The organism is Mesorhizobium sp. P2_D1 (assembly GCF_056404455.1).
In genome coordinates, this window is sequence record NZ_JBFUDZ010000064.1 from 1 (window position 1) to 24,806 (window position 24,806).

The window sequence follows — 24,806 nt, forward strand, 5'->3', positions numbered from 1 at the left end:
CGGGGGAGATGGCCGGCAGGCCAGAGGGGGGTGCTCAAGCTGGACATCAGCCAGAGGAGCGCGCTCAGGCCGCAAGTGGCTCTTCCAGCACCCGCTTCTTCGCCGACGGCAATTTCTACACACTCGACCGCAAGGCGCGCTTCATCGCCATTCGTCCTGCCGTCGAGACCCGCACCAGCCCAGACTATCCGCTGATCCTCAACACCGGCCGCATCCGCGATCACTGGCACACCATGACGCGGACCGGGAAAAGCCCGCGGCTGTCCCAGCACATTGCCGAGCCCTTCGTCGAAATCCATCCGGCGGATGCGCAGTGCTTCGGGATCGGCGACGCCGACATCGTGCGCGTTTCCAGCCCGCGCGGCGACGTACTGGTGCGCGCGCTGGTGACGGCACGCCAGCGCCGGGGTAGCCTGTTTGCGCCGATGCACTGGACCGATCAATTCGCCGCAAAGGGCCGGCTCGACGCGCTGACGGCGCCGCTGACCGATCCGGTCTCCGGCCAGCCGGCGCTGAAGCATGTCGCCGCCCGCATCGAGAAATTCGCCGCAAAGGCCTTCGGCTTCGCGGTGATGCGGCAGAGGCCGGAACCTGGTACCGCAACCTACTGGGCCGCGGCCAAATGCAAGGGCGGCTGGCGGGTCGAGCTTGCCTTTGCCGATGACGAGATCGACTGGGCCGGCTTCGCCGGGTCCCTGTTCGGCACGACCCCGGGCGGCGAAATCCTCGCTTATCATGACCGCGATGCCGGCCAGCACCGCATCGCGGCTTTCGACGGCGATCACTTGTCAGGCGCCTTGTTCGTGGCGCCCGGTCCGGTCGCGGTGTCGCGCGGCTGGGCGGCGGACCAATTGACCGCCGATCATGTCGATCGGCGCGCCAGGCTGGCGATCGTGGCCGGGCGGCCGGGCGGGGTCGACGTCGATCGCGGCGCCATCGTCTGCTCCTGCTTCGGCGTCGGCGCCAACCAGATCGCGCAGGCGGTGCGAAGCGGCTGCGCCAGCGTCGAGGCGATCGGGGCGGCGCTGCATGCCGGCACGAATTGCGGCTCTTGTCGCGCCGAGATCAGGATCATCGTCGCCGCACAAATCCTTCAAGCCGCCGAGTGACCCGTGCCAGCGCGTGCCGCGAAGGCGATGCKGGGACCGCACACTGCGGGGCTCGAGCTGTTCCTGGCCAAATGGGCCTGCGCGATGGCGTCAGTTGGGCTATTGTGGTGTCAAGCGTGCCCCCTCATCGGCGAGCATGAATCGTCTTCCAGTCAGGGTCACCCAATGGCAAATCCCCCGCGCCGACCGACAAATCCGATGACGGCGGCCGAAGCCGCCTTCAAGCCAGTCAAGAAGCCGGTTGCTCCGCCTCGCGAGCCCGCGGCCGCTCCAGGTGTCAGGGAGCTTGTTTCGATCAGGATCGATCGAACCGTGCTGGACCATTTTCAGGCTGGTGGCCCCGGCTGGCAGGACCGGATCAACGACGCATTGCGGCAGGCAATCGAAGGCAAGCCGGTCGCCAGCGGTTCGGACGACGACTAGCTCACGCCGCTTCGAAGTGCAGGATATAGAGTTTCCGCGTCGGCTCGTGGATCGTCCACTCGCCTTTCCAGCCTTTCGGAAGCACCAGCATTTCGCCGGCACTAACCTCCTTGCTGTGGCCATCGGGACCATGCAGCGAGACCCGGCCCGACACGATGTGACAGGTTTCGGAATTCGTGTCGCGCGACGCGGTGAAACGGCCGGGCGTACACGCCCAGACGCCGACTTCCAGCGTCCCGTCCGGCGAGGTCCACAATGTCCTCGACGCTTCGAGCTGATCGCCGCTGATCGAGGTCGGCTTGGGCTCGGGCTCGCCGAGATCGATCGAGGCGAGATGGGCGAAGGTCTGGAAGTCGGTCATGGCAGTCTCCGGGCAGGCACTGAAATTTTCAGCTCGATATGCAAGGTCGCAGGGCTCAATGCCCGGTGATGCGGTCGGCGATGGCGGCCAGTTTCGAGGTGTGCTGGAGGCCGGCTTCCTCGCGCTCGTCGGCGACGCGGTAGAGCTGGTACATCGAGTGGACGCCGAGCCAGCGCATCGGCTCCGGCTCCCATTTGCTGACCTGGCGGTTGACCCAGGGCAGGCGGGTCAGTTCGGTGTCGCGGCGCAGGATAAGGTCGCGCAGCGTCCGGCCCGAAAGGTTGGAGCTCGACACGCCGAGGCCGACATAACCGCCGGCCCAGCCGATGCCGGTCTCAAGATCGAGGCCGGCCGTCGTGCACCAGTCGCGCGGCACGCCAAGCACGCCGCACCAGGCGTGGTCGATGCGAAGCTTGCTGGTCTGCGGTAGAAGGCGGGTGAGGATCGCGTGCAGGCTTTCGATGGTCGCCTGCTGTGTCTGGCCGCGCACATCCGTCTGCGATCCGTAGCGGTAGGGCACGCCGCGCCCGCCCATGGTGATGCGGCCTTCGCGGGTGCGCTGGGCATAGCAATAGGCGTGTGCTGCGTCGCCCAAGAGTTCGTGGCCGTCCCAGCCGATCTCGTCCCACAGCGATTGGGGCAGCGGCTCGGTGACGATCTGTGCGCTGTTGAGCGGAAGCCAGAGCCGCTCATTGCCTGATATGCCGGCCGTGAAACCCTCCGTGGCGCGGATGATGATGGGCGCGCGCACCGTGCCGCGATCGGTGGTGACCTTGCCCTTCTCAATACCCGTCACGGTCGTCTGTTCGTAGATCGGCACGCCGAGGCGCTCGACGGCTTCGGACAGTCCACGCACCAGCTTGGCCGGCTGCACGCGCGCGGTGCCGTGGTGGATGTAGCCGCCAAGCACGTTCCGGATGTTGATGCGGGCCTTGGCCTCTGCCTGGCCGATCAGGCTGACGCGGTCCTGAGGCACGCTCCAGCCGATTGCATCCGCATAGGCGGCCTTGATCCGCTCCAGCTGCGGCGGGTTGGTCGCAACCGTCAGATTGTCGACGCGGCGAATGTCGGCATCGATGCTTTCGGCCTCGGTCACCGCGATCACTTCGTCGACCGTGCCATGCATGGCGGTTTCCATGTTGATGACGGCGCCACGGGTAGATGTCTGCAGATATTTCTCGCGCGACCAGCTGAAGCCGCCGGACAGCCAGCCGCCATTGCGACCGGACGCGCCGAAGCCGGCGAATTCCCTTTCCACCATGGCGATGCGGATCGAAGGATCGGCCTTCTTCAGGTAGTAGGCCGTCCACAGGCCGGTGTAGCCAGCGCCGACGATGCAGACATCGGCTTCGAGGTCGCCCGGCAGTGGCGCACGATAGGCTGGCAGGCCGATGTCGGCATACCAGAACGAGATGTTGCCGTTGACTTTGGCGTCCATGTCTAAAAATCCTGCGGGGGAAAGAGCGATCAGGTCATCGTCATGTCGGCGCGGTCGTCGTCGGCAAGAAGTTTTGCATCGACGACCGACCAACGCAGATCGACCGCGTCACCAATCGAGAAAGGCGTGGCCTCGAGCGTCGCGCGCACGATGGCCACGGAACCATCGCCCAGTGTCACCTGGTATTTCGAACCCGAGCCCAGATAGATCGCTTCGCTGACCTGGCCGGTGAGGCTGTTCTGTCCGGCGGCTGCAGGCGTGTTGGTTCTGGCAAGCGAAAGCTTTTCCGGCCGCAGCAGGACCACCGGTTTCTGGCTGCCGGCGAGCTTGCCGCCGGCGACGACCGTCTGGCCGGCGATCGTCAGTCTGGTCTCGCCGCCCGACGTCTGGGCATCGCCACGCAAACTGGTCGATTCGCCGATGAACTTCGCCACGAACAATGTCGCCGGTTCGTCGTAGAGCTGACGCCCGGTTCCCACCTGTTCGATGCGTCCCTGGTTGAACACGGCGATGCGGTCGGACAGAACCAGCGCCTCTTCCTGGTCGTGCGTCACATAGACGAAGGTGGTGCCAAGCTCACGGTGGATGCGCTTGATTTCGAGCTGCAGCCATTCGCGCAGTTTCTTGTCGAGCGCTCCGAGCGGCTCGTCCATGAGTAGCAGCGGCGGATCGAAGACGATGGCGCGGGCCAGCGCCACGCGCTGCTGCTGGCCGCCGGAAAGCTCGGCTGGATAACGATGCGCGAAGTCGGCCATCTTGACCATGTCCAGGGCGCGCGCCACGTGGCGGTCTCGCGCCTGCTTGTCCATGCCGCGCAGGGTGAGCGGATAGGCGACGTTCTTGCCGACGGTCATGTGCGGAAACAGCGCGTAGTGCTGGAAGACGACGCCGATGTTGCGCTTGTGCGCCGGCAGCGCGACGATGCTTTTGCCGCCGACGGCGAGGTCGCCTGAGGTCAGGTCGGTAAAGCCGGCCACGACGTTGAGCGTGGTGGTCTTGCCCGAGCCGCTGGGGCCGAGGAGCGTCATGAATTCACCCGGCTCGATGTGAAGGCTGACGTCGTCGAGCGCCGTGAAATTGYCGTAACGCTTGGTTGCGGCCTTGATGTCGATGGCCGCGCCACGTTCTTTGCTGTTGGACGCAGCCATCTCAATTCCTCGTCGATTTCGAGCTGATGATCAGCCMGGCACTGATCACCAGCGTCGTGGCAATGAAGATGATCGTTCCGACAGCCGTCACCGTCGGGTCGGCGTCGCGGGTGATGCTGGTGAAGATCTGCACGGGCAAGGTCTTCAAATAGGGGCTGGTGATGAACAGCGCGACGATGATTTCATCGAAGGAGGTGACAAAGGCAAACAGCAGCCCCGAAAGGATGCCGGGCGCGATCAACGGCAAGGTCACGGTGCGGAATGCGGTGAAGCGGTCGGCGCCAAGGCTTGCCGCCGCCGTCTCCAGCCGCACGTCGAAGACTTCGAGGCTTGCCGACACGGCGATGATGACGAAGGGAATCGCCAGCATCGTGTGCGCGATGACGAAGCCGGTGGTGGTGCCGACCAGATGGTAGTCGAGATAGACGGCATAGATGCCGATCGCCAGCACCACGCCGGGCACGATCATCGGTGTGATCAGGATGGCGCGCAGCAGGCCGGCGCCGGAATGTTTCATGCGGCTGAGGCCGAGTGCCGCCAGCGTGCCGATCAGCGTGGCGGCGACGGCAACGAGGCCCGCGACCCTCAGCGAGTTGAAGAAGCTGGTCAGCCAGTCGGGGTTGGTGAAGAAATTCTGGTACCACTGCCATGAGAAGCCGGATGGCGGGAAGGCAAGCGACTTCTTCTCGTTGAACGACATCGGGATGATGACCAGCGTCGGCATTACCAGCCACACGGCAACAAGCAGGCAGAACAGACCGAGCAGAATGCGGAACGGCGCCAGCCTCATGATCTGGACGCCTGTTTGTGGCGCTGGCGCATCAGCGGCGCGGCGAGCGCCAGAAGCACGAAGGTCGCGACCAGCAGCACGACACCCATGGCGCCGCCGCGACCCCAATTGAGCAGGCTGAGCACCTGGCTCTGCACCAGCGTTGACAGCATGGTGCTGCGGGGTCCGCCGAGCAGGGCCGGGGTGATGTAGAAGCCGAGTGACAGGATGAAGACGATGATGGCGCCGGCGAATACGCCGGGCAGCGACAGCGGCAGATAGATCTGCAGGAAAGCCAGCGAAGGCCGCGCGCCGAGGCTGCGCGCCGCCTGCACGAGGCGCAGGTCGATGCCGCGCATGACCGAATAGAGCGGCAGGATCATGAACGGCAGCAGCACCTGCGCCATACCGATCACCACGCCGGTCTGGGTGCGGATCAGCTTCACGGTGTCAAGGCCGAACAGCCTGACGACGGAATTGATGATGCCGGAATCCTGCAGCAGGATGACCCAGGCCAATGTGCGCACCACGCCGCTGACCCAGAACGGCACCAGCACGCACAGGATGAGGACGAGCCGCATGCGCGGCCCGACCGCCGTCATCAGGTAGGCGTAGGGGTAGGCGGCGATAACGCAGACGATGGTGACCCAGGCAGCAATGGAAAAGGTGCGCCACAGAACCGTGACGTTCACCGGCGTGGAAAAGAACCAGACGTAGTTCTGCATTCCCCAGGCGGGGTCCGAGAAGCTGCGCAGCGTAACGGTCAGCAGCGGATAGCCCATCGCCGCGATGAGCAGGAGCAAGGCAGGCATCGCCAGCAGCGAAGGGTAGGCGGCAAGCCGCAGGCGCCGTTGCGGCCCCTGCACGCCACCCGCCGGCCGGGGATTGTCACCCCCGGCCGCCAGAGTATGTGATGTCTGGCTCACGCTTTTCGCCTTGGCGCTCGGCCGGCTCAGTTGCCGGCCATCAGCGCCGTCCACTTGTCGGACGCGGTGGCGAAATTGGCGACCCAGAACTTGATGTTCTGCTGGTAGCCCTGCTTGGCGTGTTCCGGCGTGTTGGTCAGGAAGGCGGCGACCGAAGGATCCACCTTGGGCTGCGCCTCGGTGTTGATCGGCGAGTAGGATGTCTGCTCGGTCAGGACCTCCTGCGACTTCTTGCCGAGATAGGCGTTGATCAACGCATAGGAGGCGTCGGTGTCCTTGGCCCCGACCGGGATGGTCAGCTGATCCATGACGACCAGCCAGTCCTTCCACACCGGCGTATAGGCAGCGCCGTTCTTGACCGCCGTCATGGCGCGACCCGTCCACATGATGATCATGTCGGCTTCGCCGGATTCTGCCAGCTGCTGGGACTCGGCCCCGGTCTTCCAGAAGATCGTGTCCGGACCGATGGCCTTGATTTTGGCAATGCCCATGTCGATGTCGGCCGGCGTCATGTTGTCGACCGAGCCACCGTCGGCCAGAATGCCCTGTTCGATCAGACCGCCAATCGGGCTGCCGCTGCCATCGATGGCGCGCGTGCCGGGGAATTTCTTGGTGTCGAAGAAATCCTTCCAGTCCTTCGGCGGATTGTCCTTGTAGGTCGAGTTCTTGTACATCAGCACGGTGCCGTAGTTCATCGCCGGCACGCTGCACTCGCCGACCTGTCCGGCCGGGATGTGCGAAACGTCGAGCTTGGTCAGGTCGAGCTTCTGAAACAGCTTGCCGCAATGCACGAATGGCGGAAAGTCGTCGGTATCGACGACATCCCAGGTCACATTGCCGGACTCGACCTGCGCCTGAAGCTTGGCGATTTCGGTCGGGCCATCGTTCAGCAGCTTGACGCCGCTCTTGTCGACGAATTCCTTGAGGGCGGCGACCTGGCCGTCCTGATAGATGCCGCCATAGGAGACGAAGGTCAGCGTCTTTCCTTTCAGCGAACCGTCCACCACGGTGCCGGCCGGCGGCGCGCTCTGCGCATGAGCCGCGGCGGCTGCAATCAAGGCCAGTGCGGCGGCGCCGACAAGCCCGGACACTATTGATCTGCTTCCCATTTTTTTAACCCTCCGATGACTCGCTGTTTGATTTTGGCAGTCCGGGTGCGAGTGATTTCCGGGCCACATATTGGTCGAGATCGACGGCGCCGCTTGTCGACGGCGCGATGATCCACAGCACTTCGGCCACCGTGTCGCCGACATTGATGGTCCTGTGCGGCGTCGAGGTCGAATATTCGATGCTGTCGCCCTGTTCGAGGATGAAGCTCTCGTCACCCAGCGTCAGCTGCAGCCTGCCGCGCAGCACGAGAAACATTTCGTGCGCGTTGCCATGTGTGTAGGGCACGTCGCCGGTCGAGCCGCCAACGGCGAATTCGCCGCAATAGACTTCCATCTCGCGGATTGGCCGGCGCGACAGCAGCGTCTTGCGGTAGCCTTCGCTGGTCGGCAGTGCGGGTCGTTCGGCGCGTGTCAGCACCGCGTGCGGCGAGACTTCGTTTTCGTCGAAAAGATCGGCGAGGCCGATGCCGAGCGCATTGGCGATCAGCATAAGCGTGCTGGTGTTGGCTCCCGAGAGACCGCGCTCGAGTTGGCTCAGGAAACTGGCCGTGGTGCCGATCAAGTCGCCGAGTTGGCGCAGCGTCAGGCGTCGCGCGGTGCGATAGGCCTTGATGCGATCGCCCAACACCGTGGAGCGGCGGGCTTCCGCGCCGGTTGCGGCGTTGTCGTTGAGTGCGTGATCCGCAGCGGCTTTCATGGTGATCTCAGGGTTCACTTAACATGCTATTAAGTGAGGCTTCGTGGCAAGCGGATTCGCTTGGCCACCTGAAAATCACCGATGGGCCAGCCTATCTATCTCCTTGCCGGTGGAGGAATGTCGTCGAAAGGCGCTTTGGTTTGGCGATCGAAAACGACGGCCAACCCGTTCTTGACGGCAAGCGAGGGGACCATGTCGTCCAGTTCGCGATCGGAAATGGCGGGTTTGAGGATCTGCCGGATGGCCAGATAGGCCTGCTCGGTCGACACATAGTCGCAGCGCTTTTTGCGCGCTTCCGCAGGCCCGAAGCCGAAAAAATCGGCTGTCATCGTCGACAAACCTGGTTACGTCGCCTTGCCGACCGCCGCGTCCAGTTCAAGCTCGCTTTCCGAAATGTCGTCGAACGAGGCGTAGTTCATGTTGTAGAGGCGAGCGTAGAGGCCTTTTTGTGCCATCAACTGTTCGTGGTTGCCGCTTTCGACGATCTCGCCGTTCTGCAGGACGATGATGCGGTCGGCGCCGCGAATAGTGGCCAGCCGGTGGGCGATGACCAGCCCGGTGCGGCCTTCCAGCAGTTTTATCAGCGCCTTCTGGATCAGCATCTCGGTGTAGGAATCGATGCTGGCCGTGGCCTCGTCGAGGACGAGGATCTTGGCGTCGGCCACCAGCGCCCGCGCGAAGCTGATCAACTGGCGCTGGCCGAGCGAGAGATTGCCGCCGCGCTGCTCGAGCTCGGTGTCGTAGCCATCGGGCAAGTTCTCGATGAAGTCGTGCGCGCCGACGGCCTGTGCGGYGCGGACCACTTCGTCGCGGCTGGCGCCGGTCTTGTGATAGCGAATGTTCTCCAGTACCGAGCCGGAAAACAGGAACGGTTCCTGCAGCACCATGGCCACCTGATCGCCGAGCGAATCCTGCGTCAGGTCACGCACGTCGTGGCCGCCGACCAGGACCTGGCCGGACCAGACATCGTAGAAGCGGTGCACCAGCGCCATCGAGCTCGACTTGCCAGACCCGGTCGGGCCGACCAATGCGACGGTCTCGCCCGGATTGACGCGGAAGGAGATGTTCTTCAGCACCGGCAGGTTCTGCCGGTAGCCGAAGGTAACGTTCCTGAACTCGACCGAGCCGTCCATGTCGCGCGACAGCGCCACCGCACCATCCTTGTCGCTGACATCTACCGGCACGTCGAGCACTTCCGAGATGCGCTGGCCCGAAGCCATGGCGCGCTGCATGACGCTGTACTGCATGGTGAGCGAGCGGATCGGGTCGAAGAAGCGCTGGATGTAGAACAGGAACGCCACCATGACGCCGACGTCGAGGCTGTGCGACAGCACCATCGAACCGCCGACGACGATGACCGTCGCCATGGCGATGCCGGTCAGCGTGTCGACGATCGGCACCATCACCTGAGCATATTTCGCCGACGTCAGGTGGGCGCTGAGATTGGCCAGCACCTTCTCGTCGTAGAGGTCGAAATTGACGTGCTGGCGTTCGAGGCTCTGCACCGTGCGCACGCCATGGATGCCTTCGGCCAGCGCGCCGTTGGCGATCGAGTTGGTCTCGTGCGCGGCCATGAAGGCGACCTTGGCGCGCGGCAGCCAGAACAGGCGCACGACGAACAGCACCGGCATGGTCGACAGGGTCAGCAGGCCGAGCCGGAAATCCAGCCACAAAAGGACGCTGACGATGCCGAACAAGAGCACGATGTCGCCCACCGACATCACCGACGTCTCGAGGAATTCCTGCATCGAATTGACGTCGCCCTGCAGGCGCGACATCAGGCGGCCGACCTCGGTCTTGTCCATGAAGCTCAGCGAGACCCGCTGCAGGTGGCTGAACATGGCGCGGCGCAGGTCCGACAGCACATTCTCGGCGACCTTGCCGACGACGCTTTCCTGTACATGGCTGGCGGCATAGTTGATGAGGATGATCAGCGTGAAGGCGCCGATTGCAGCGATCATCACCGACTGGTCGAGCCTGCCCGCCGCCATGCCGTGGTCGATGGCGTAGCGGATGACCAGCGGGATCGCCAGCTGCGTCAGCGTGAACACCAGCACCGCTGCGACCGAGATGAAAATCCGGCTTTGATACGGCTTCACGAAGCTCCAGATACGCCGCACGATGCGTGGATCATAGGCCTTGCCGAAAACCTCTTCCTCGTCGCGGTGCGAGCCGACGACAGCCTTTGTCGGCCGTCCGCTGGTGTCTTCCTTCTCGTCGTCGCTCTGTGCCGACATCACGCGGCTCCCAGAGCCGTGGGCCGATCGTCGTCCGGCCGCAGCTGCAGGTCGTAGAGCGCGCGATAGCGCCCGCCGAGCGCCAGCAGCTGCTCATGCGTGCCGCGCTCGACGATCCGGCCGTTCTCGACGAACAGGATCTGGTCGGCATGCATCAGCGAGCTCAGCCGATGCGAAATGATCACCGTCACGCGATCCTTCGCGAAGCGCTTCATCGCCGCCCGGATGCGCTGCTCGGTGCCGGCGTCGATGGCTGCGGTGGAATCGTCGAAGACCAGCACCGATGGCCGCAGCATCAGGCTGCGCGCGATGGTCAGGCGCTGCCGCTGGCCGCCGGACAACGAGGCGCCGCGTTCGCCGACGACCGTGGTGTAGCCGGCGGGAAGTCCAATGATGTAGTTGTGCAACTGAGCGAATTCGGCTGCCTGCCCGATGCGGGTCTCGCGTGCCCAGGGATTGCCATAGGCGATGTTGTTCTCGATCGAGGTGGTGAACAGGAACGCGTCCTGCTGCACGACGCCGACGGCCTTGCGCAGCGATTGCAGCGTGACCTTGCTGATGTCCTGGCCATCGATGGTAATGCTGCCCGAGGTGACGTCGTAGAAGCGCGGGATCAGGTGCGCGATGGTCGACTTGCCGCTGCCGGGCGGGCCGACGATGCCGATGGTCTCGCCGGACCTTGCCTCGAAGGAAATGCCGGACAGCGTCGGCCGGTCGCCTGCGCCCGCATAGCGGAAGCTGACATTGTCAAAGCGCAGCACGCCCTCGGTGACGACGAGGTCCCTGGCGCCCGGCGCGTCCTTGATGTCCAGTTCGGCGTCGAGCAGTTCGAACAGCCTGGTGCCGCAGGTCGAGGCGCGCGCGAAGGAATTGACCATCAGGCCGAGCTGGCGCACCGGCATCTGCAGGATGGTCATGAAAGTGAGGAACTGGGCCAGCGTGCCGACGCTGATTTGACCCGCAATGACCTTCTGCCCGCCGAACCACAGCACCAGGCCCATGGCGGCGAGGAACGAGAAGTTCATGGCGCCGGTGTTGCCGACGCGAATGTCGACGCGCTTGTTGGCAAGGTCGAGCGCATCCTGCTTGGCGCGGTCGAATTTCTCCAGCTCATGCCGCTGTGCCGCAAAGGCGCGCACGACACGGATGCCGCCGAGATTCTCGTCCATCACCCGGCTCAGCACCGACAGGCGCTGCTGCAAGGTCAGCCAGGTGCTGCGCAACGCCAGCTGGGTGACCGAGGAGCGCCAGGCAACGAACGGCACGAAGCTCAGGCTCAACAGCCCGAGCACCAGATCGGTGCTGATCAGCAGGTAGGCGCCGACGCCGATCAACACGCCGAGCAGGACGACGCGCAGGATGCCGGTGGAAAAGAACATGCGCACGCCGTCGAGATCGAGCAAGCCGAGCGTGATCAGATCGCCGGTGTGGACCCGGTCGTGATAGGAGAAGCTCAGGCGCTGGATCTTCTCGTAGAAAGCCAGGCGCAGCTCATAGCCGGTTCGATGGCCGACGGCCTCGCCGTAGTAGTTCTGCGCCATGGTGAAGAGACCGCGCAGGATGCTGACGACGAGCAGCGTCAAGGCGGTGTTCCACAGCGCGTGCTCCGCCGCGGCACCGGCCCCGGCTGTCATGACGCCCTGCGCCTGGTCGATGGCGCGTCCCAGCAAGCGTGGAATGAAGAGCTGCAGCGTCGCGGCGATGAAGGTCGAGACGAGGGTGATCGCGACTTGCCAGGGATGGCGCAGCGTCATGCGCACGATCCGGAGCAAGGTGCTGAGGCCCTTGCCCCAGGAGGCTTCGGCCACATGGGCAAACGATTTGCCGCGCTCCGGCGCGCTGCCGATTGCTAGCGTATTCAAAGGAAAATATCCAACCCAATCCGGGCATTAGCCCGGACGAATAGAGCAGACTCAGTTCAGATGGCGTGATGTTACGCGGGTCCGGCTTGGCCGTTCAAGAGCCAATGACGGCATCACACTGTGCCTGAACGAAAGCAAGCAGACGGCGCTATGCATGGCCGGGCAGCACCAGCAGACGCCTGGCAAGTCGTGGAGGTCTGCCCACCTTGCCGAAGGCGTTAGCCGGGGCCAACAGCCGGCGATGCGCAAGCGCCGGCCGGACAGCATGCAACCTTCCGTCCGGCCGTATGTGGTCTCCTAGGCAGGTATCAAAACGGCGATACGATGTATGCCGACCACTTTGCTTGTATTCGTGGCCTCGTCGGTCTTGCCCTTAGTGCATGTGTATATGCCGCCTTCCTCGAGCTTGAATTCCTTGTCCTGTTTCTTGATCGTGAATGCACCAGCGGTAATCGTGCAAACCATGTCATTGTCCATCATCATCGCGGGAGCGTGTGCTCCAGGCTGAAACACGACGTCGACGATTGAAATGCTCTTGTAGGCTGGAATGTCGGAGTTTCCTGTGCCGACCTCCACGACCCTGACGCCTGGAGCAATCTCCTTGCCTTCCTTCGGGCCATATTTCTTGGTCTTTGCAGATGCTACCAGGGTGAACAGAGGCGATACTGCGGCAACCGTCACACCGAGAGCAATTGCAGACCTGCGATTCATGGTTTTCATCGCGTCCTCCCATATGTTGGTCACGCACGAAGTGCATGGCTAGAATATATTAGCACCAACGAATGTACTTGTATGCGAGGAAGCACCCAAGCCCAGCACGGTGGCAGGAACTCCGGGCTTCCGGCTACGGCAAGTCAGGTTCTGGCAGGGCAATCCGACATATCGGCAGGCATCGAAGTTGCCCTTCAGTCGGTCGCGTAGACGGTGGGCGCCTTACCGTCCTTGGTGAAGGCATAGACGATAAAAGGGCCAGCCTTCTCGCCACCCATGCCGGGAGCGCCGGTCGGCATGCCGGCCAGTGTGATGCCGGTGATGGCAGGCCGTTCGGTCAACAGTTTCCTGACGATATCGACCGGCACCAGCCCGTCGACGACATAGCCGTCGACCATCAGCGTGTGGCAGCCTTCGAGGTCGGCCGGCACGCCCGCATCGCTGCTGATCTGGGACAGGTTGTTGACCGGCTTGATGTCGACCTTGAAGCCGTTGTGCTCCAGATACCTGGCGTAGGATTCACAGCAGCTGCATTGCGGGTTCTTGTACATCACAGCGGTGATGGTCGCTGCGACAGCGGGCAGCGGCATAGCGATCGCGACCGCGAAGGCGGCGAGGGAGTAAGTCAGTTTCATGGCGGGTCTCCTTGATTGAAAATGAGGTCGATGTCGGCCGTCACTCGGTCGCATAAACGGTTGGCGACTTGCCATCCTTGGTGAAGGCGTAAATCGTCCAGGTCTCGGTCTTCTCGCCGCCCATTCCCGGCGAACCCATCGGCATGCCCGGCATAGCGATGCCTGTGATTTCAGGACGTTCCGCCAGCATCTTCTTGATAAGGTCGACCGGCACGAAGCCATCGACCACGTAATCGCCGATCACCACGGAATGGCAGCCCTGCAATTTCTCGGGAACGCCAAGGCCGGCGCTTATCTGGTCCAGGTCGTTGGACGGCTTGAGCTCGACCTTGAAGCCGTTCTTTTCGAGATAGGCGGCATAGGTCTCGCAGCAGCTGCAGCTTGGGTTCTTGTACATCACAGCATTGATTGTCGCCGCGAATGCGGGCAGCGGCGTTGCGGTCAGGACGGCAAGGGCGGCGAGGCGGTAGGTCAGTTTCATTGCAGTCTCCTTTGGGTAGTGTTCAATTTCAGCCAACTCGAAACACCGTCATGAGGCCGGCCATCTGATGGTCGGCGACATGGCAGTGCAGCATCCAGTCGCCGGGATTGTCGGCGACGAAGGCGCATTCGATCGTGTCTTTGGGGGCGAGCAGCACCGTGTCCTGCCACTGTCGGTGCGGCACCGGCGAACCGTTGCGCGCGAGCACCAGCATGCTGAAGCCATGGATATGCATGGGATGCCACCAGGCGGTTTCATTGCGCATGGTGAGATGACAGGTTGCGCCGCGCGGCAAGGTGAATTGTGGCGCCATGCCGGCATGGCCATCGCCGGTCATCGACATGCCGTTGATCGCCCAGGCAGCGCCACCGTTCATGCCGGGTGTCGCCATGCCCAWCATGCCGCCGACGCCGGCGAGCTTGCCGCCACCCATCATGCCGCCTTGAAGGACGATCTCCTGGCGCTCGGCTCTCGCGAGATCGGGTTCGGGCAAAGGATTGCGGGGCAGGCCGACAAGCGCATCGAGCGGATGGGCACGCAGCGGTGTTGCAGAGTCATAGGCTAGAGTGGTCAGCGTGTAGGCGAGACCGTCATAGAACTCGTCGACCACCGCGTAGCGCTTGCCCGGGTCGCCCTGCATGTCGACCACGACGTCGATGCGCATGGCCGGGGCAAGCACAAGACGGCCATCTTCCGGTTCATGCGGATCGCAGGGTTGGCCGTCTATTGCGACGATGACCGGGCGGTGACCCTCGAGGCGCAGCGCCATGATGCGGGCAAGCGAGGCATTGGCGAGCCGTAGCCAGACGCGTTCGCCCGCCGTTACGCTCTGGTCGGCCGGCATCGTGCCGTTGACGGTGATGACGTTGCCGACACGGCCGGACATCGCCGCATCCATCGCGCTGCCGAAGCCGGTCGCCATCTGCCCATCCGCTGTAAGCCGCCAGTCCTGAAGCAGCCACATGAGGTCGCGGTCGACGGCGACGGGCTCGGCCTCCTCGACGATGATGGCGCCGGCAAGGCCACGGCCGAGTTGCACGAGACTGTTGGCATGCGGGTGATACCAGAAGGTTCCGGCGTCCGGCGGCGTGAATTCGTAGACGAAGCTTGTCCCCGGCTTGATCGGTGGCTGTGTCAGCCCGGGCACGCCGTCCATGGCGTTTTGCAGGCGGATGCCATGCCAGTGCACCGTCGTGTCCTCGCTCAGCCCGTTCTCGACGATGATGCGGGCGGGCTGGCCCTGGCGTAAGCGCAGCATCGGGCCGGGGACCGTCCTGTCATAGGCCCAGACAGGCGTAAGCGGGCCGCTGGAGCCGGTGAACCTGGCCTGGCCCGGCGAGACCCTGATGCGGCGCTCATCGACGGCGGATGCCATTGACGATGCGGGTCGCACCAGGGTGGCCGCAGCCGCTGCAAGGACAAACCTGCGGCGTGAAATGGAATGATTGAAATGGATGCTCACTCTCAAGCCCTTTGTGATCTCGATCGACGCCGAGCCTCGCCGTCGAATTGCAGTGTGCTCGCCGGCGCAAAGCGCCAGCGGCAATCAAACGCCAGAAATCAGCCGCGAGATGGCTGAAACTGCGTCAGACGAGATCGGTGGATTTGGGAGGGAATGGGTCGGGCAGGGAACTTCGCCCGTGAAGAAACGGTGTCGGCAGCGCCGACGGCAACGGTACCCTGATCAGGGTCATCGCCGCGAACTCGGTAGGCAACACCGCAAGCACCGGTGCGATGCAGGTCGGCGGACAATGCATCGGTTTGCCGGTGTCGCCGGCGCCTTTAATGCACGCGTTGCAGTCGCCATTCATGGCGGTGTCGGCCATCTTGGCCATGCCGGTATCGGCAGGCATGGTCATGCCGCTGCCAGTCGTCATCATCTTCGCCGACATGACGCTCGCCTGTACGGCAGACAGGCTGAACCCGGCGGTCAAGAACACCGCGAGCAGCATGACAAGGACATGTTTTGGCGACCTGCGTGCCATCATCCCTATAGGCTGGCCTCAACAGACGGCATTTGCAAGCGGGATTCCAATCCTGCGACAATGATGGCAGCGCACTGAGCCTGAACGGAAAGATGCCGTTGCGAGCCGTTGGGCTGCAGGCGATCGGTTCACGAACCCTGCCGCCAGCAGGCGATCAGATGGCCGGGTGCGACCTGCCTGGCGGGCGGTTCGGCCTTTCTGCAGTCGGGCACGACCAGGGGGCAGCGATCGGCGAAGGAACATCCCTTGCTCTGCGTGCCGGCCGCCTCGATCTCCGCCGGAGCGGACAGTTTTGGCGCGGCCACATCGGAGGACGCGGCCAGGAGCAGTTGCGTGTAGGGGTGATTGGGGCCCTGGAAGATCTGGTCGGATGAACCGGTTTCTACCAGACGGCCGCGATAGAGCACGCCGATCCTGTCTGCCATGTAGCGCACCACCCTGAGGTCGTGGCTGATGAACAGATAGGTCGTGTCCTTGTCGCGCTGCAGGTCGTTGAGCAGGTTGAGAACCGTCGCCTGGACCGAGACGTCGAGCGCCGAGGTGGGTTCGTCGAGCACGACGACCTTCGGCACGCCGGCGAAGGCCCGCGCGATCGCGGCCCGTTGCCGCTGGCCACCCGACAGCGATCGCGATTTCTGCTCGGCCGTGGTGGCGGCAAGGCGGACCGACTGCAAGAGATCGCTGACGCGTGCTCTCACCTCGCCACGGCGCAGGCCGGCGAGCCGGCGCAGCGGACGGCCGAGGATCCTGCCGATCCGCTGGCGTGGGTTGAGCGTGCGATCGGGCGACTGGAAGACCATCTGCACGTCGCGCCGGTCGGCAAGGTTTCTCTTCTCGACGCGCGGCGCGACCGTCCTGCCGAACAGCTCGACCGATCCGGCGTCTGGTGTCTGCAGGCCGGTGACGATCCTTGCCAAGGTCGACTTGCCGGAGCCGGATTCGCCGATCAGCCCGAACGTTTCGCCCTGGCCTATGTCGAGGTCGACATCGCTGAGCACAGGCTGGCTGCCGAAGGCATGGCTGATGCCCTTGCAGGCGATCGCGATCCGGCGCTCTGTCCGAGTGCCGGCGTCTTCATCGTTGGGCGTCGGGTGCACTGCCAGACGGGGTCCGTCCGTCTCAGCCAGTCTGCCGTCCCGCTTGGTGTAGTTGAGGGCCGGGATCGAGGCGATGAGCGCCTTTGTGTAGGCGTGGCGGGGGTTGTCGAAGACATCAGCGGCGACGCCGCTTTCGACCACCGTTCCCGACTGCATCACCGCCACGCGGTCGCAGGAGCGGCGGATCATGTTGATGTCGTGGCTGATCAGAAGCACGCTGGTTTTGTGATCTTTGCGCAGGTCGTGCAGGATGGCGATGATCTCCGACTGCACGCTGGCGTCGAGCGCCGTGGTCGGCTCGTCCAGCACCAGCAGCGACGGGTCGAGCGCAATCGCAATGGCGATGTTGGCGCGCTGCTGCATGCCGCCGGACAATTCGTGCGGATAGAGATCCAGCACCCGGTCCGGACGGCTTACCCTGACGCGCCCGAGCAGTTCGGCAGCGCGCGCGCGTGCCTCGTCGTGGCGAACCGGGCGATGCCGCATGATCGTCTCGGTGATCTGGCGGCCGATCGTCATGCTTGGATTGAGGGCGGCGCCCGGGTGTTGATAGACGGCCGCGATGTGGTTGCCCCGCAACTTGCGAAGCTGCTCGGCGGAGAGGTCGCGGATTTCTCGGCCCTGGAACTCGAGCGCCGATGCCGCGATGCGGGCATTTTTCGGCAGATAGCGCAATATGGCGAGYGCCACCGAGCTTTTGCCCGATCCCGACTCGCCGACCAGGCCAAGCGCTTCGCCTTGGCCTATGTGCAGCGACACGCCGCTGACGGCGGGATGCGATCCGTTGCGTCCGTCATAGGCGACGGAAAGCTGGTCGACGTTGAGAACCGAGGAGGACATTGGGAGCTTGAAACCACTTTCTTCCAGCGCGGCGATCGAGGGCAATCGCTTCCGCTTTGGCAATACATWATCTCTATAAAATTACTCGAATTAAGCCGGAACGCAATCTACCTTTCATCGCTCAGGAGAGATTTGTCGCCGTCTGCCAAAGCAGCGCGACGGTCTCCGGAGAGCAGATTTTGGAAGGAGGCCGGCATGGCTCGAGATCACATGATCCTCAGCGCATTTTTCTTCAACCCGCAGGGCGATCATCGGATGTCGTGGCGCCATCCGCGGGCACCGGGCCGGGAGGTGCTGGACTTCGATTTCTACCGCGATCTCGTGCAGACAGCCGAGCGCGCCAAGATCGACACCATCTTCGTCGCCGACCACGTGTCGATCTGGGATTCGGTCAAGAGCGGCGTCGCCCACTACGCCAATGCCCGACTCGAGCCTTTGACGCTGCTGTCGGCTCTGGCCGGTGTGACCAGGCATATCGGCCTGATCACCACGGCGTCGAGCTCCTACAGCGAGCCCTACAATGTGGCGCGCATGTTCGCCTCGCTCGACCATATCAGCAAGGGCAGGGCGTCCTGGAACGTCGTCACCTCGGCCATGGACGAGGAGGCGCGTAATTTCGGCCGCGACGGCAATATCGAACATGCATTCCGCTATGAGCGCGCAGCCGAATTCCTCGATATCGTCAAGGCGCTGTGGGACAGCTGGGAAGACGAAGCGCTGCTGATCGACAAGGCGTCGGGCTATTTCGCCGATCCCGACAAGGTCCACCCGATCGATCACAAGGGAAAGCACTTCAAGGTGCGCGGACCGCTCAACGTCTCGCGGCCGCCGCAGGGCCATCCGCTGATCGTCCAGGCCGGATCGTCTGAGGACGGCAAGAACTTCGCCACCGCCCAGGCCGATGTGCATTTCGCCATCTTCAGCACCAGGGAAGACGGCATCCAGTATCGCCAGGACATCAACGAGCGTCTTGCCCGTCACGGCAGGCGGCCGGAGAGCTTCAAGATCCTGCCGGGCATCCTGCCGATCGTTGCCGCCTCCGAGGCGGAAGGCCGGGAAAAGCAGGAGTATCTGCAGACCTTGCTTCCCGACCAGGTCGGCATTGACCTTCTGTCGAGCTGGAGCGGTATCGATCTCTCCGCCTATCCGCCGGACGGGCCGCTGCCGCCGCTGCCGGACGAGAGCACCTTCAATGGCGGACGCACGTCGCTCAACCGGGTCCGGCAGTGGTCGAAGCAGAATCTCAGCCTGCGCGAGATTGCCCGCAAGCTCGCCAACAGCGGCTCGGTGCCGACCGTGGCCGGCACGCCGGCGCAGATCGCCGACCAGCTGCAGGATTGGTACGTCTCGGGTGCCGCCGACGGCTTCAACCTGATGTTCCCGCTGCTGCCCGAGGACTGGGTGAATTTCGCCGAGCAGGTGGTGCCGGAGCTGCAGCGCCGCGGCGTGTTCCCGACCGAATACGCGCCGGGAACGCTGCGCGACCGTTTCGGCCTGGCGCGGCCCGCCAACCGCTTCGCCGAAGAGCGCGACAATGCGCGCGCCGTGTCCTGACGCCGGAGACCGAAGATGACCGCCGCACCCAGACTGCAGCCGCGCGAAGCGACCGCGCCGCATCTCGTCAATGTCCTGCACAGCCCCAAGCGCGTGCGCGTCAAATTCGGCGGCCGCATCATCGCCGACAGCCGCAACGTGCTGGTGCTGCGCTCCAACCACTTCCTGCCGATCTATTTCTTCCCGGTGGCGTCGGTCGATGCGTCGGTGCTGAAGCCCTCGCTGCATCGCGAGCCGCACGCGGTCGGTGGCGAGACGGCCTACTGGGATGTCGACACCGGCGACAGGCGAAGCGCCAACGCGGCCTGGTCGTTCGTGTCGCYGCCGGGTGAAAACCTGTCGCCGCTCGCCGGTCGCATCGCCTTCAGCTGGAAGCTCGTCGACCAGTGGTTCGAGGAGGACGAAGAGGTCTTCGTCCATGCCCGCGATCCCTATGCTCGCATCGATGTTTTGCAAAGCACGAGCCATATGCAGGTCTGGTTCGACGGCGCTCCGATCGCCGACAGCCACCGCCCGGTGCTGCTGTTCGAGACGCATCTGCCGACGCGCTTCTACCTGCATCCCGATGACATCAATCTGGAGCGGCTGACGGCGTCCGCCACAACGACGCGATGTCCCTACAAGGGCATTGCTTCCTATTGGTCCGGGCTCTTGAGCGACGGTTCGGTGCGCCCGGACATCGCCTGGAGCTACCGCGACCCGATCGCCGAGATGCCCAAGATCAAGGGCCTCGTCGCCTTCTATCCACAGAGTGTGGATCGCATCCATCTCGACGGCGAACCCGTCGCATAGAGCATCTTTTCAATCTTCATTTCAGACAGGGGTTTAGAACATGACCAAACACAGAGATATCGACGCACTTCGCAATCTGTCGGGGGACATATGGAATGTCGCCGTCGACGAATATCAGGGCGGCTTTCTCAAGCGCCGCGATCTGCTGAAATACGCAGCGCTGCTCGGCCTCACAGGCTTTGCCGCCTCACAGGGACTTGGAGGCGCGCGCGCATCAGCTGCTGCCGGCGGCATTGTCCGCGTCGGGCTCGGCCAGCCGACCAAGGCGATCGATCCCGTGTCGGTCACCGATCCGGCCAGCATCGGAGTGATCAGCCAGGTCGGTGAATATTTGATCCTCGACGATCCCAAGGACGGGCTGCAGCCGAAGCTCGCTTTGTCCTGGGAGGCCGACGAGATCGCCAGCCGCTGGACCTTCAAACTGCGTCCGGGGGTGAAATTCCACGACGGCCGCACGGTCACCGCCAAGGACGTGGTGGCGAGCTTCGAGCGGCTTGTCGATCCGGCCAGCGGCTCGTCGGCGCTGTCGGCCTACAAGGGCATCCTGTCCAAGGGCGGCGCCAAGCTGGTGGACGACGAGACCGTCGCCTTCGACCTCGACGGTCCCAACAGCAACTTCCCCTTCTATGTCTCCTCCGACGTCTACAATGCCGTCATCCTGCCGGCCGACTACGCCGGCGATTTCGAGAAGACCTTCAACGGCACCGGCCCGTTCAAGCTCGAATCCTTCCGTCCCAAGCAGGGCGCGAGCTTCGTGCGCAATCCAGACTACTGGGGCGACAAGGCGCTGCCCGACCGTGTCGAGATCAAGTTCTTCGACGACGAGCAGGCCCAGGTGCTGGCGCTGCAGGCCGGCCAGCTCGACGTCATCCCGAGCACGACGCGGCTGGAACTGGCGATCGAGGGCAATCCCAACTTCAAGCTCCTCAGCGTGCAGGCAAGCTCGCATGACCAGGTGCACCTGCGGACCGACCAGGCGCCGTTCACCGACAAGCGCATCCGTCGCGCGCTGGCGCTTACGCTCGACCGCGAGGCGATCGTGAAGGGGCTGCTGAAAGGCCGCGCCATCGTCGGCAACGACACCCCGTTCGCGCCGATCTTCCCCTCCGCCGACCCGTCGGTGCCGCAGCGCAAGCAGGACATCGCCGAGGCCAAGCGGCTGCTGGGCGAGGCGGGCGTGCCGAACGGCTTCGAGGTGACGCTGACCACCGAGCGGGCCTATGACATTCCCGACTATGCGGTGATCATCCAGAACTTCGCCAAGAAGGCTGGAATCGACGTCAAGCTCAATGTCCTGCCGCAGGACGCCTATTACGGCTCGGCGACCTTCGGCAGCTCGCCCTGGCTGGATTCGGTTCTCGGCATCACCGATTACGGCCATCGCGGCACGCCCGACATCTTCCTCAACGCGACCCTGAAGAGTTCGGGGGCCTGGAACGCGGCGCATTTCAACAACCCGGCCTACGATGCTCTGCTGCTCGACTACTCCAAGGCACGCGATCTCAACGCCCAGCGCCTTACCGCCGGCAAGATCCAGACCCTCCTGCTTGACGAAACGCCGGCGATCATCAGCTATTTCTCGCAGTACAGCCGGATCACCAGCACCAAGGTCGAGGGCGTGCGCTTCACGGCGATCTCGCACCTGCTGCTCGACCGCGTTACCTTCGTCCAGGCATGATGCTCGAGCGGGGAGATAGCGTCCCATTCCGATTCCATCGGGATGGGACTCGTTCAAGGCGAGGCGGCGAGAGGCGATGCTGAGTGGCCGCACTGTGTCGGCGCGCGCGGGCACGCTTCTGCTCACGCTATGGCTGGTCAGCATCCTGGTCTTCTTTGCCGGGCAGGTTCTGCCCGGCGATGTCGGCCGCGTCATGCTCGGGCCCTTTGCCGATGCGCAGGCGGTGGCGGAACTGAACAAGCGGCTCGGCGCCGACCAGCCGGTTCTCGTCCAGTACTGGCGCTGGTTCAGCAACGCGCTCACAGGCGATTTCGGCACCTCGCTGTCGATGGGCGGACCGGTGGCGCCGTTCGTGCTCGAAAGCCTCAAGCGCTCGACGGCGCTTGCCGGCATCATCCTGGTTTTCCTTGTTCCGCTAGGGGTCGGCGCCGGCGTCATCGCCGGTCTCAATGCGGGCCGCTTCATCGACCGGCTGATCGTGATGGCGGGCGTTTCCTTCGGCATCGTCCCGGACTTTGTGTCCGGTCTGATGCTGCTTATCGTTTTTGGCCTGTGGCTGAACTGGTTCCCGATCTCGGGCGTCGCGCCCGATGGCGCAGGCTTCTGGACGAATGGCTACTATTTGATCCTGCCGGCGCTGCCGCTGGTGCTGAACCTTGCCGGCTATATCGCCCGCATGACGCGGGCCGGCGTGATCGAGGCGATGGCCGCCGACTATACACGCACCGCCGTGCTAAAGGGGCTCGAGCGGCGCGAGATCATTTTTCGACATGTGCTGCGCAATGCGCTGACGCCGACCATCGCGGTGCTTGCGACCCAGACCGGCTACATGCTTGGCGGGCTGGTGGTGATCGAAGCGCTGTTCGGTATCCAGGGCCTTGGCAATCTGGTTCTGAACGCGGCCAAGGCACGCGATTTCCCGATGCTTGAAGCCGGTGTGCTGGTGATGGCGGCAATATTCGTGCTGTCGGCGGCGGCAGGCGACCTCGTGCTGGCCTTGCTCGATCCGCGACAACGCCGCCGGATATCATCATGACAGACCTGGCCGAGTTTCCCGCACCGCGGCGCGCGGCGGTCGGCTTGGCGGCGACGCGCAGGATCGGCAGCGCTTTTGCCGGACTGCCTCCGTCGGTCGTGGCCGGTTCGCTGGTGCTGCTGTTCTGGATCGCGTGCGCGCTGTTCGCCAATCTCTTCGTTCCCTACGATCCCTATGCCGAGGATTTTCTGGCGATGATGACGCCGCCCGATGCCGTGCATTGGTTCGGCACCGACCAACTCGGCCGCGACGTGCTGTCCCGCATCGTCGTCGGATCGCGCGATATCCTGCTGGTTGCGCCGCTCGCCACGCTTGCCGGTGTCATCGCCGGCAGCATCATCGGGCTGGTGCTCGGCTATTTCAATGGCCTGGTCGATGCCATCGGGGCGCGGCTGCTCGACACGCTGATGGCGTTTCCGTTCATCGTTCTCGTGACGATGACACTTGTGGCGATCGGCCCATCGAACCTGACCGTTGTCCTGGTGATCGCCATTGCCTACGCGCCGCTGGTGGCGCGGACCGTTCGCGCAGCCGTGCGCGAGCAGAAGCAGCGCGACTACGTCAGCGCTGCCCGGCTTGGCGGGGAGGGTGCTCTCGCCATCATGTTCCTGGAGATCCTGCCCAATATTCGAGAAACGATCCTCATCGAGCTCGTCACCCGGCTGGGATACGCGTTCTTCTCGATCGCCACACTGAGCTTTCTCGGCCTCGGCATCCAGCCGCCTTCCGCCGACTGGGGACTGGCCGTTGCCGACGGCTACGGCTTCCTCACCGGCGGCAAATGGTGGGTCGTCGTCTTCAATTCCGCGGCAATCGTCTCGCTGGTGATGGCGACCAACCTCATCGCACAAGGCATCGGTGCCTTCGAAAACAGCGATGTCTGAGCTTTGATGCTTGCCTGCTGGCGGCGGAGAGGGAAGGCATCCCATCACAATGATCGCCCTGTGACACCTATGCGTTGAGCACCCGGGATACGGCTCGACGCGATCCCCCCGCATCGCGATCCAGGTCCTTCCGCCGACAAAACCCTTTCATCGTTGCCCCACGTTTCGACAGGGCGGGAGCGTGCTTCATGGGGATGGCCGAACAGAGCCGTTGACGCTGGCCCCCTTTACCTCCTAGGATTAAATCAAATTGATTTACGTTACTCGCCCGAAGAGGCGGAAATGCCGATCAACAATGGGAGATGAAGTATGACTGACAGGCTGCCAGACCCGCATATGCGTTCCCTGCAAGACCCGTCGACGGCTGTTTCACGCCGGCGGTTGTTGATTGGCACGGCCTTCGTCGCCGCGACCATCGCCACGACTTTCTCCTTCGGCGCGCGACCGGCGTCCGCCGAATCGGTGCTCGCCATGCACATCGAGGAACAGACGAGCTGGGTGCAGAACTTCAACCCCTTCGACCTTGGCGGGCGCCGCCAGAGCACGATGGATTTCGTCTACGAGCCGCTGGTCATCTTCAACGACTATGACAGCGGCAAGCCGATCTTCCGGCTGGCGACGGGCTACAAATTCTCCGACGATCTGAAATCGATCACCTACACGCTGCGCGACGGCGTCAAATGGTCGGATGGTCAGCCATTGACCTCGGCCGACATGAAATTCACGCTCGAGCTGATGCTGAAGAACCCGGCGGTCGACATTGTCGGCGTCGGCGGCAGCGTCGCCTCGGTCGAAGCGCCTTCGCCGACCGAAGTGAAGATCACTCTGAAGGATGTCGACACGCATTTCCCGGAATCGATGGCCGATTTCCCTGTCGTGCCCGAGCACATCTGGAAGGATGTCGCCGATCCGCTTGYCTTCAAGAATGAGAAGCCGATCGGCTCCGGCCCGATGACCGAGATCCGCCGCTTCACACCGCAGGTCTATGAGCAGTGCCGGAACCYGAACTACTGGGATGCTGCCTCGCTGCATGT

At 63.8% G+C, this 24,806-nt stretch carries 24 protein-coding genes; 8 read left to right on the forward strand and 16 right to left on the reverse strand.

What is annotated here, in order from left to right; translation table 11 throughout:
- Nucleotides 1–1,109 (forward strand): molybdopterin dinucleotide binding domain-containing protein (locus AC1D0I_RS28630; protein ID WP_477399358.1); only part of this gene is annotated, 1,109 nt, incomplete at its 5' end.
- Between the two features lie 165 nt (nucleotides 1,110–1,274).
- A complete protein-coding gene (locus AC1D0I_RS28635) occupies nucleotides 1,275–1,532 on the forward strand; it encodes a BrnA antitoxin family protein (RefSeq protein ID WP_477399360.1) in 258 nt (85 codons plus the stop codon).
- A gap of 1 nt (nucleotide 1,533) precedes the next feature.
- Here the strand turns inward: AC1D0I_RS28635 and AC1D0I_RS28640 are convergent, their stop codons facing one another.
- From AC1D0I_RS28640 to AC1D0I_RS28715, 16 genes are all read right to left on the reverse strand, one after another.
- Complete coding sequence (locus tag AC1D0I_RS28640) at nucleotides 1,534–1,893, reverse strand: cupin domain-containing protein (RefSeq protein ID WP_477399362.1); 360 nt, start codon at nucleotides 1,891–1,893, stop codon at nucleotides 1,534–1,536.
- 55 nt (nucleotides 1,894–1,948) lie between these two features.
- The gene (locus tag AC1D0I_RS28645) at nucleotides 1,949–3,331 is read right to left on the reverse strand and encodes an NAD(P)/FAD-dependent oxidoreductase (protein ID WP_477399364.1); all 1,383 of its coding nucleotides are present in this window, start codon (nucleotides 3,329–3,331) and stop codon (nucleotides 1,949–1,951) included.
- Nucleotides 3,332–3,360: 29 nt separating this feature from the next.
- On the reverse strand, nucleotides 3,361–4,479 hold the full coding sequence (locus tag AC1D0I_RS28650; protein ID WP_477399366.1) for an ABC transporter ATP-binding protein: 1,119 nt from the start codon (nucleotides 4,477–4,479) through the stop codon (nucleotides 3,361–3,363).
- A 1-nt stretch (nucleotide 4,480) separates the two neighbouring features.
- Nucleotides 4,481–5,269: an ABC transporter permease gene (locus AC1D0I_RS28655; RefSeq protein ID WP_477399368.1), complete on the reverse strand. Its 789-nt coding sequence runs from the start codon at nucleotides 5,267–5,269 to the stop codon at nucleotides 4,481–4,483.
- Nucleotides 5,266–6,174 (reverse strand): ABC transporter permease, encoded by a 909-nt coding sequence (locus tag AC1D0I_RS28660; RefSeq protein ID WP_477399370.1) that lies wholly within the window; start codon nucleotides 6,172–6,174, stop codon nucleotides 5,266–5,268. The genes AC1D0I_RS28655 and AC1D0I_RS28660 overlap by 4 nt, the downstream gene beginning before the upstream one ends.
- A gap of 26 nt (nucleotides 6,175–6,200) precedes the next feature.
- Nucleotides 6,201–7,283, reverse strand: coding sequence for an extracellular solute-binding protein (locus AC1D0I_RS28665; protein WP_477399372.1), 1,083 nt, complete (start codon nucleotides 7,281–7,283; stop codon nucleotides 6,201–6,203).
- Nucleotides 7,284–7,287: 4 nt separating this feature from the next.
- Nucleotides 7,288–7,980 (reverse strand): helix-turn-helix domain-containing protein, encoded by a 693-nt coding sequence (locus AC1D0I_RS28670; RefSeq protein ID WP_477399374.1) that lies wholly within the window; start codon nucleotides 7,978–7,980, stop codon nucleotides 7,288–7,290.
- A 95-nt stretch (nucleotides 7,981–8,075) separates the two neighbouring features.
- A complete protein-coding gene (locus tag AC1D0I_RS28675) occupies nucleotides 8,076–8,309 on the reverse strand; it encodes a hypothetical protein (protein WP_477399376.1) in 234 nt (77 codons plus the stop codon).
- A 15-nt stretch (nucleotides 8,310–8,324) separates the two neighbouring features.
- On the reverse strand, nucleotides 8,325–10,217 hold the full coding sequence (locus AC1D0I_RS28680) for an ABC transporter ATP-binding protein (protein WP_477399378.1): 1,893 nt from the start codon (nucleotides 10,215–10,217) through the stop codon (nucleotides 8,325–8,327).
- Nucleotides 10,217–12,079: an ABC transporter ATP-binding protein gene (locus tag AC1D0I_RS28685; protein ID WP_477399380.1), complete on the reverse strand. Its 1,863-nt coding sequence runs from the start codon at nucleotides 12,077–12,079 to the stop codon at nucleotides 10,217–10,219. Before AC1D0I_RS28685 ends, AC1D0I_RS28680 begins: the two co-directional genes overlap by 1 nt.
- Before the next feature lie 297 nt (nucleotides 12,080–12,376).
- Entirely contained in the window at nucleotides 12,377–12,799 is a 423-nt protein-coding gene (locus tag AC1D0I_RS28690; RefSeq protein WP_477399382.1) for a hypothetical protein, read from the reverse strand.
- Between the two features lie 185 nt (nucleotides 12,800–12,984).
- Entirely contained in the window at nucleotides 12,985–13,425 is a 441-nt protein-coding gene (locus AC1D0I_RS28695) for a DUF411 domain-containing protein (protein ID WP_477399384.1), read from the reverse strand.
- A 40-nt stretch (nucleotides 13,426–13,465) separates the two neighbouring features.
- On the reverse strand, nucleotides 13,466–13,906 hold the full coding sequence (locus AC1D0I_RS28700; protein WP_477399386.1) for a DUF411 domain-containing protein: 441 nt from the start codon (nucleotides 13,904–13,906) through the stop codon (nucleotides 13,466–13,468).
- A gap of 28 nt (nucleotides 13,907–13,934) precedes the next feature.
- A complete protein-coding gene (locus AC1D0I_RS28705) occupies nucleotides 13,935–15,281 on the reverse strand; it encodes a multicopper oxidase family protein (RefSeq protein ID WP_477399388.1) in 1,347 nt (448 codons plus the stop codon).
- 211 nt (nucleotides 15,282–15,492) lie between these two features.
- Nucleotides 15,493–15,858 carry a hypothetical protein gene (locus AC1D0I_RS28710; protein ID WP_477399390.1) on the reverse strand — a complete coding sequence of 122 codons (366 nt, stop codon included), beginning with the start codon at nucleotides 15,856–15,858 and terminating at the stop codon, nucleotides 15,493–15,495.
- Nucleotides 15,859–16,019: 161 nt separating this feature from the next.
- Nucleotides 16,020–17,828, reverse strand: a complete 1,809-nt coding sequence (locus tag AC1D0I_RS28715) for a dipeptide ABC transporter ATP-binding protein (RefSeq protein ID WP_477399391.1) — start codon at nucleotides 17,826–17,828, stop codon at nucleotides 16,020–16,022.
- A gap of 195 nt (nucleotides 17,829–18,023) precedes the next feature.
- On the opposite strand from AC1D0I_RS28715, the gene AC1D0I_RS28720 reads away from it, so the two are divergent.
- From AC1D0I_RS28720 to AC1D0I_RS28745, 6 genes are all read left to right on the forward strand, one after another.
- Nucleotides 18,024–19,382 (forward strand): LLM class flavin-dependent oxidoreductase, encoded by a 1,359-nt coding sequence (locus AC1D0I_RS28720; RefSeq protein WP_477399393.1) that lies wholly within the window; start codon nucleotides 18,024–18,026, stop codon nucleotides 19,380–19,382.
- A 15-nt stretch (nucleotides 19,383–19,397) separates the two neighbouring features.
- On the forward strand, nucleotides 19,398–20,174 hold the full coding sequence (locus AC1D0I_RS28725; RefSeq protein WP_477399395.1) for a DUF427 domain-containing protein: 777 nt from the start codon (nucleotides 19,398–19,400) through the stop codon (nucleotides 20,172–20,174).
- Nucleotides 20,175–20,214: 40 nt separating this feature from the next.
- Entirely contained in the window at nucleotides 20,215–21,852 is a 1,638-nt protein-coding gene (locus AC1D0I_RS28730) for an ABC transporter substrate-binding protein (RefSeq protein WP_477399397.1), read from the forward strand.
- A 76-nt stretch (nucleotides 21,853–21,928) separates the two neighbouring features.
- Nucleotides 21,929–22,888, forward strand: coding sequence for an ABC transporter permease (locus AC1D0I_RS28735; RefSeq protein ID WP_477399399.1), 960 nt, complete (start codon nucleotides 21,929–21,931; stop codon nucleotides 22,886–22,888).
- Entirely contained in the window at nucleotides 22,885–23,772 is an 888-nt protein-coding gene (locus tag AC1D0I_RS28740; RefSeq protein ID WP_477399401.1) for an ABC transporter permease, read from the forward strand. Before AC1D0I_RS28735 ends, AC1D0I_RS28740 begins: the two co-directional genes overlap by 4 nt.
- A 336-nt stretch (nucleotides 23,773–24,108) precedes the next feature.
- On the forward strand, nucleotides 24,109–24,806 hold a 698-nt coding region (locus AC1D0I_RS28745; RefSeq protein ID WP_477399403.1), incomplete at its 3' end, for an ABC transporter substrate-binding protein.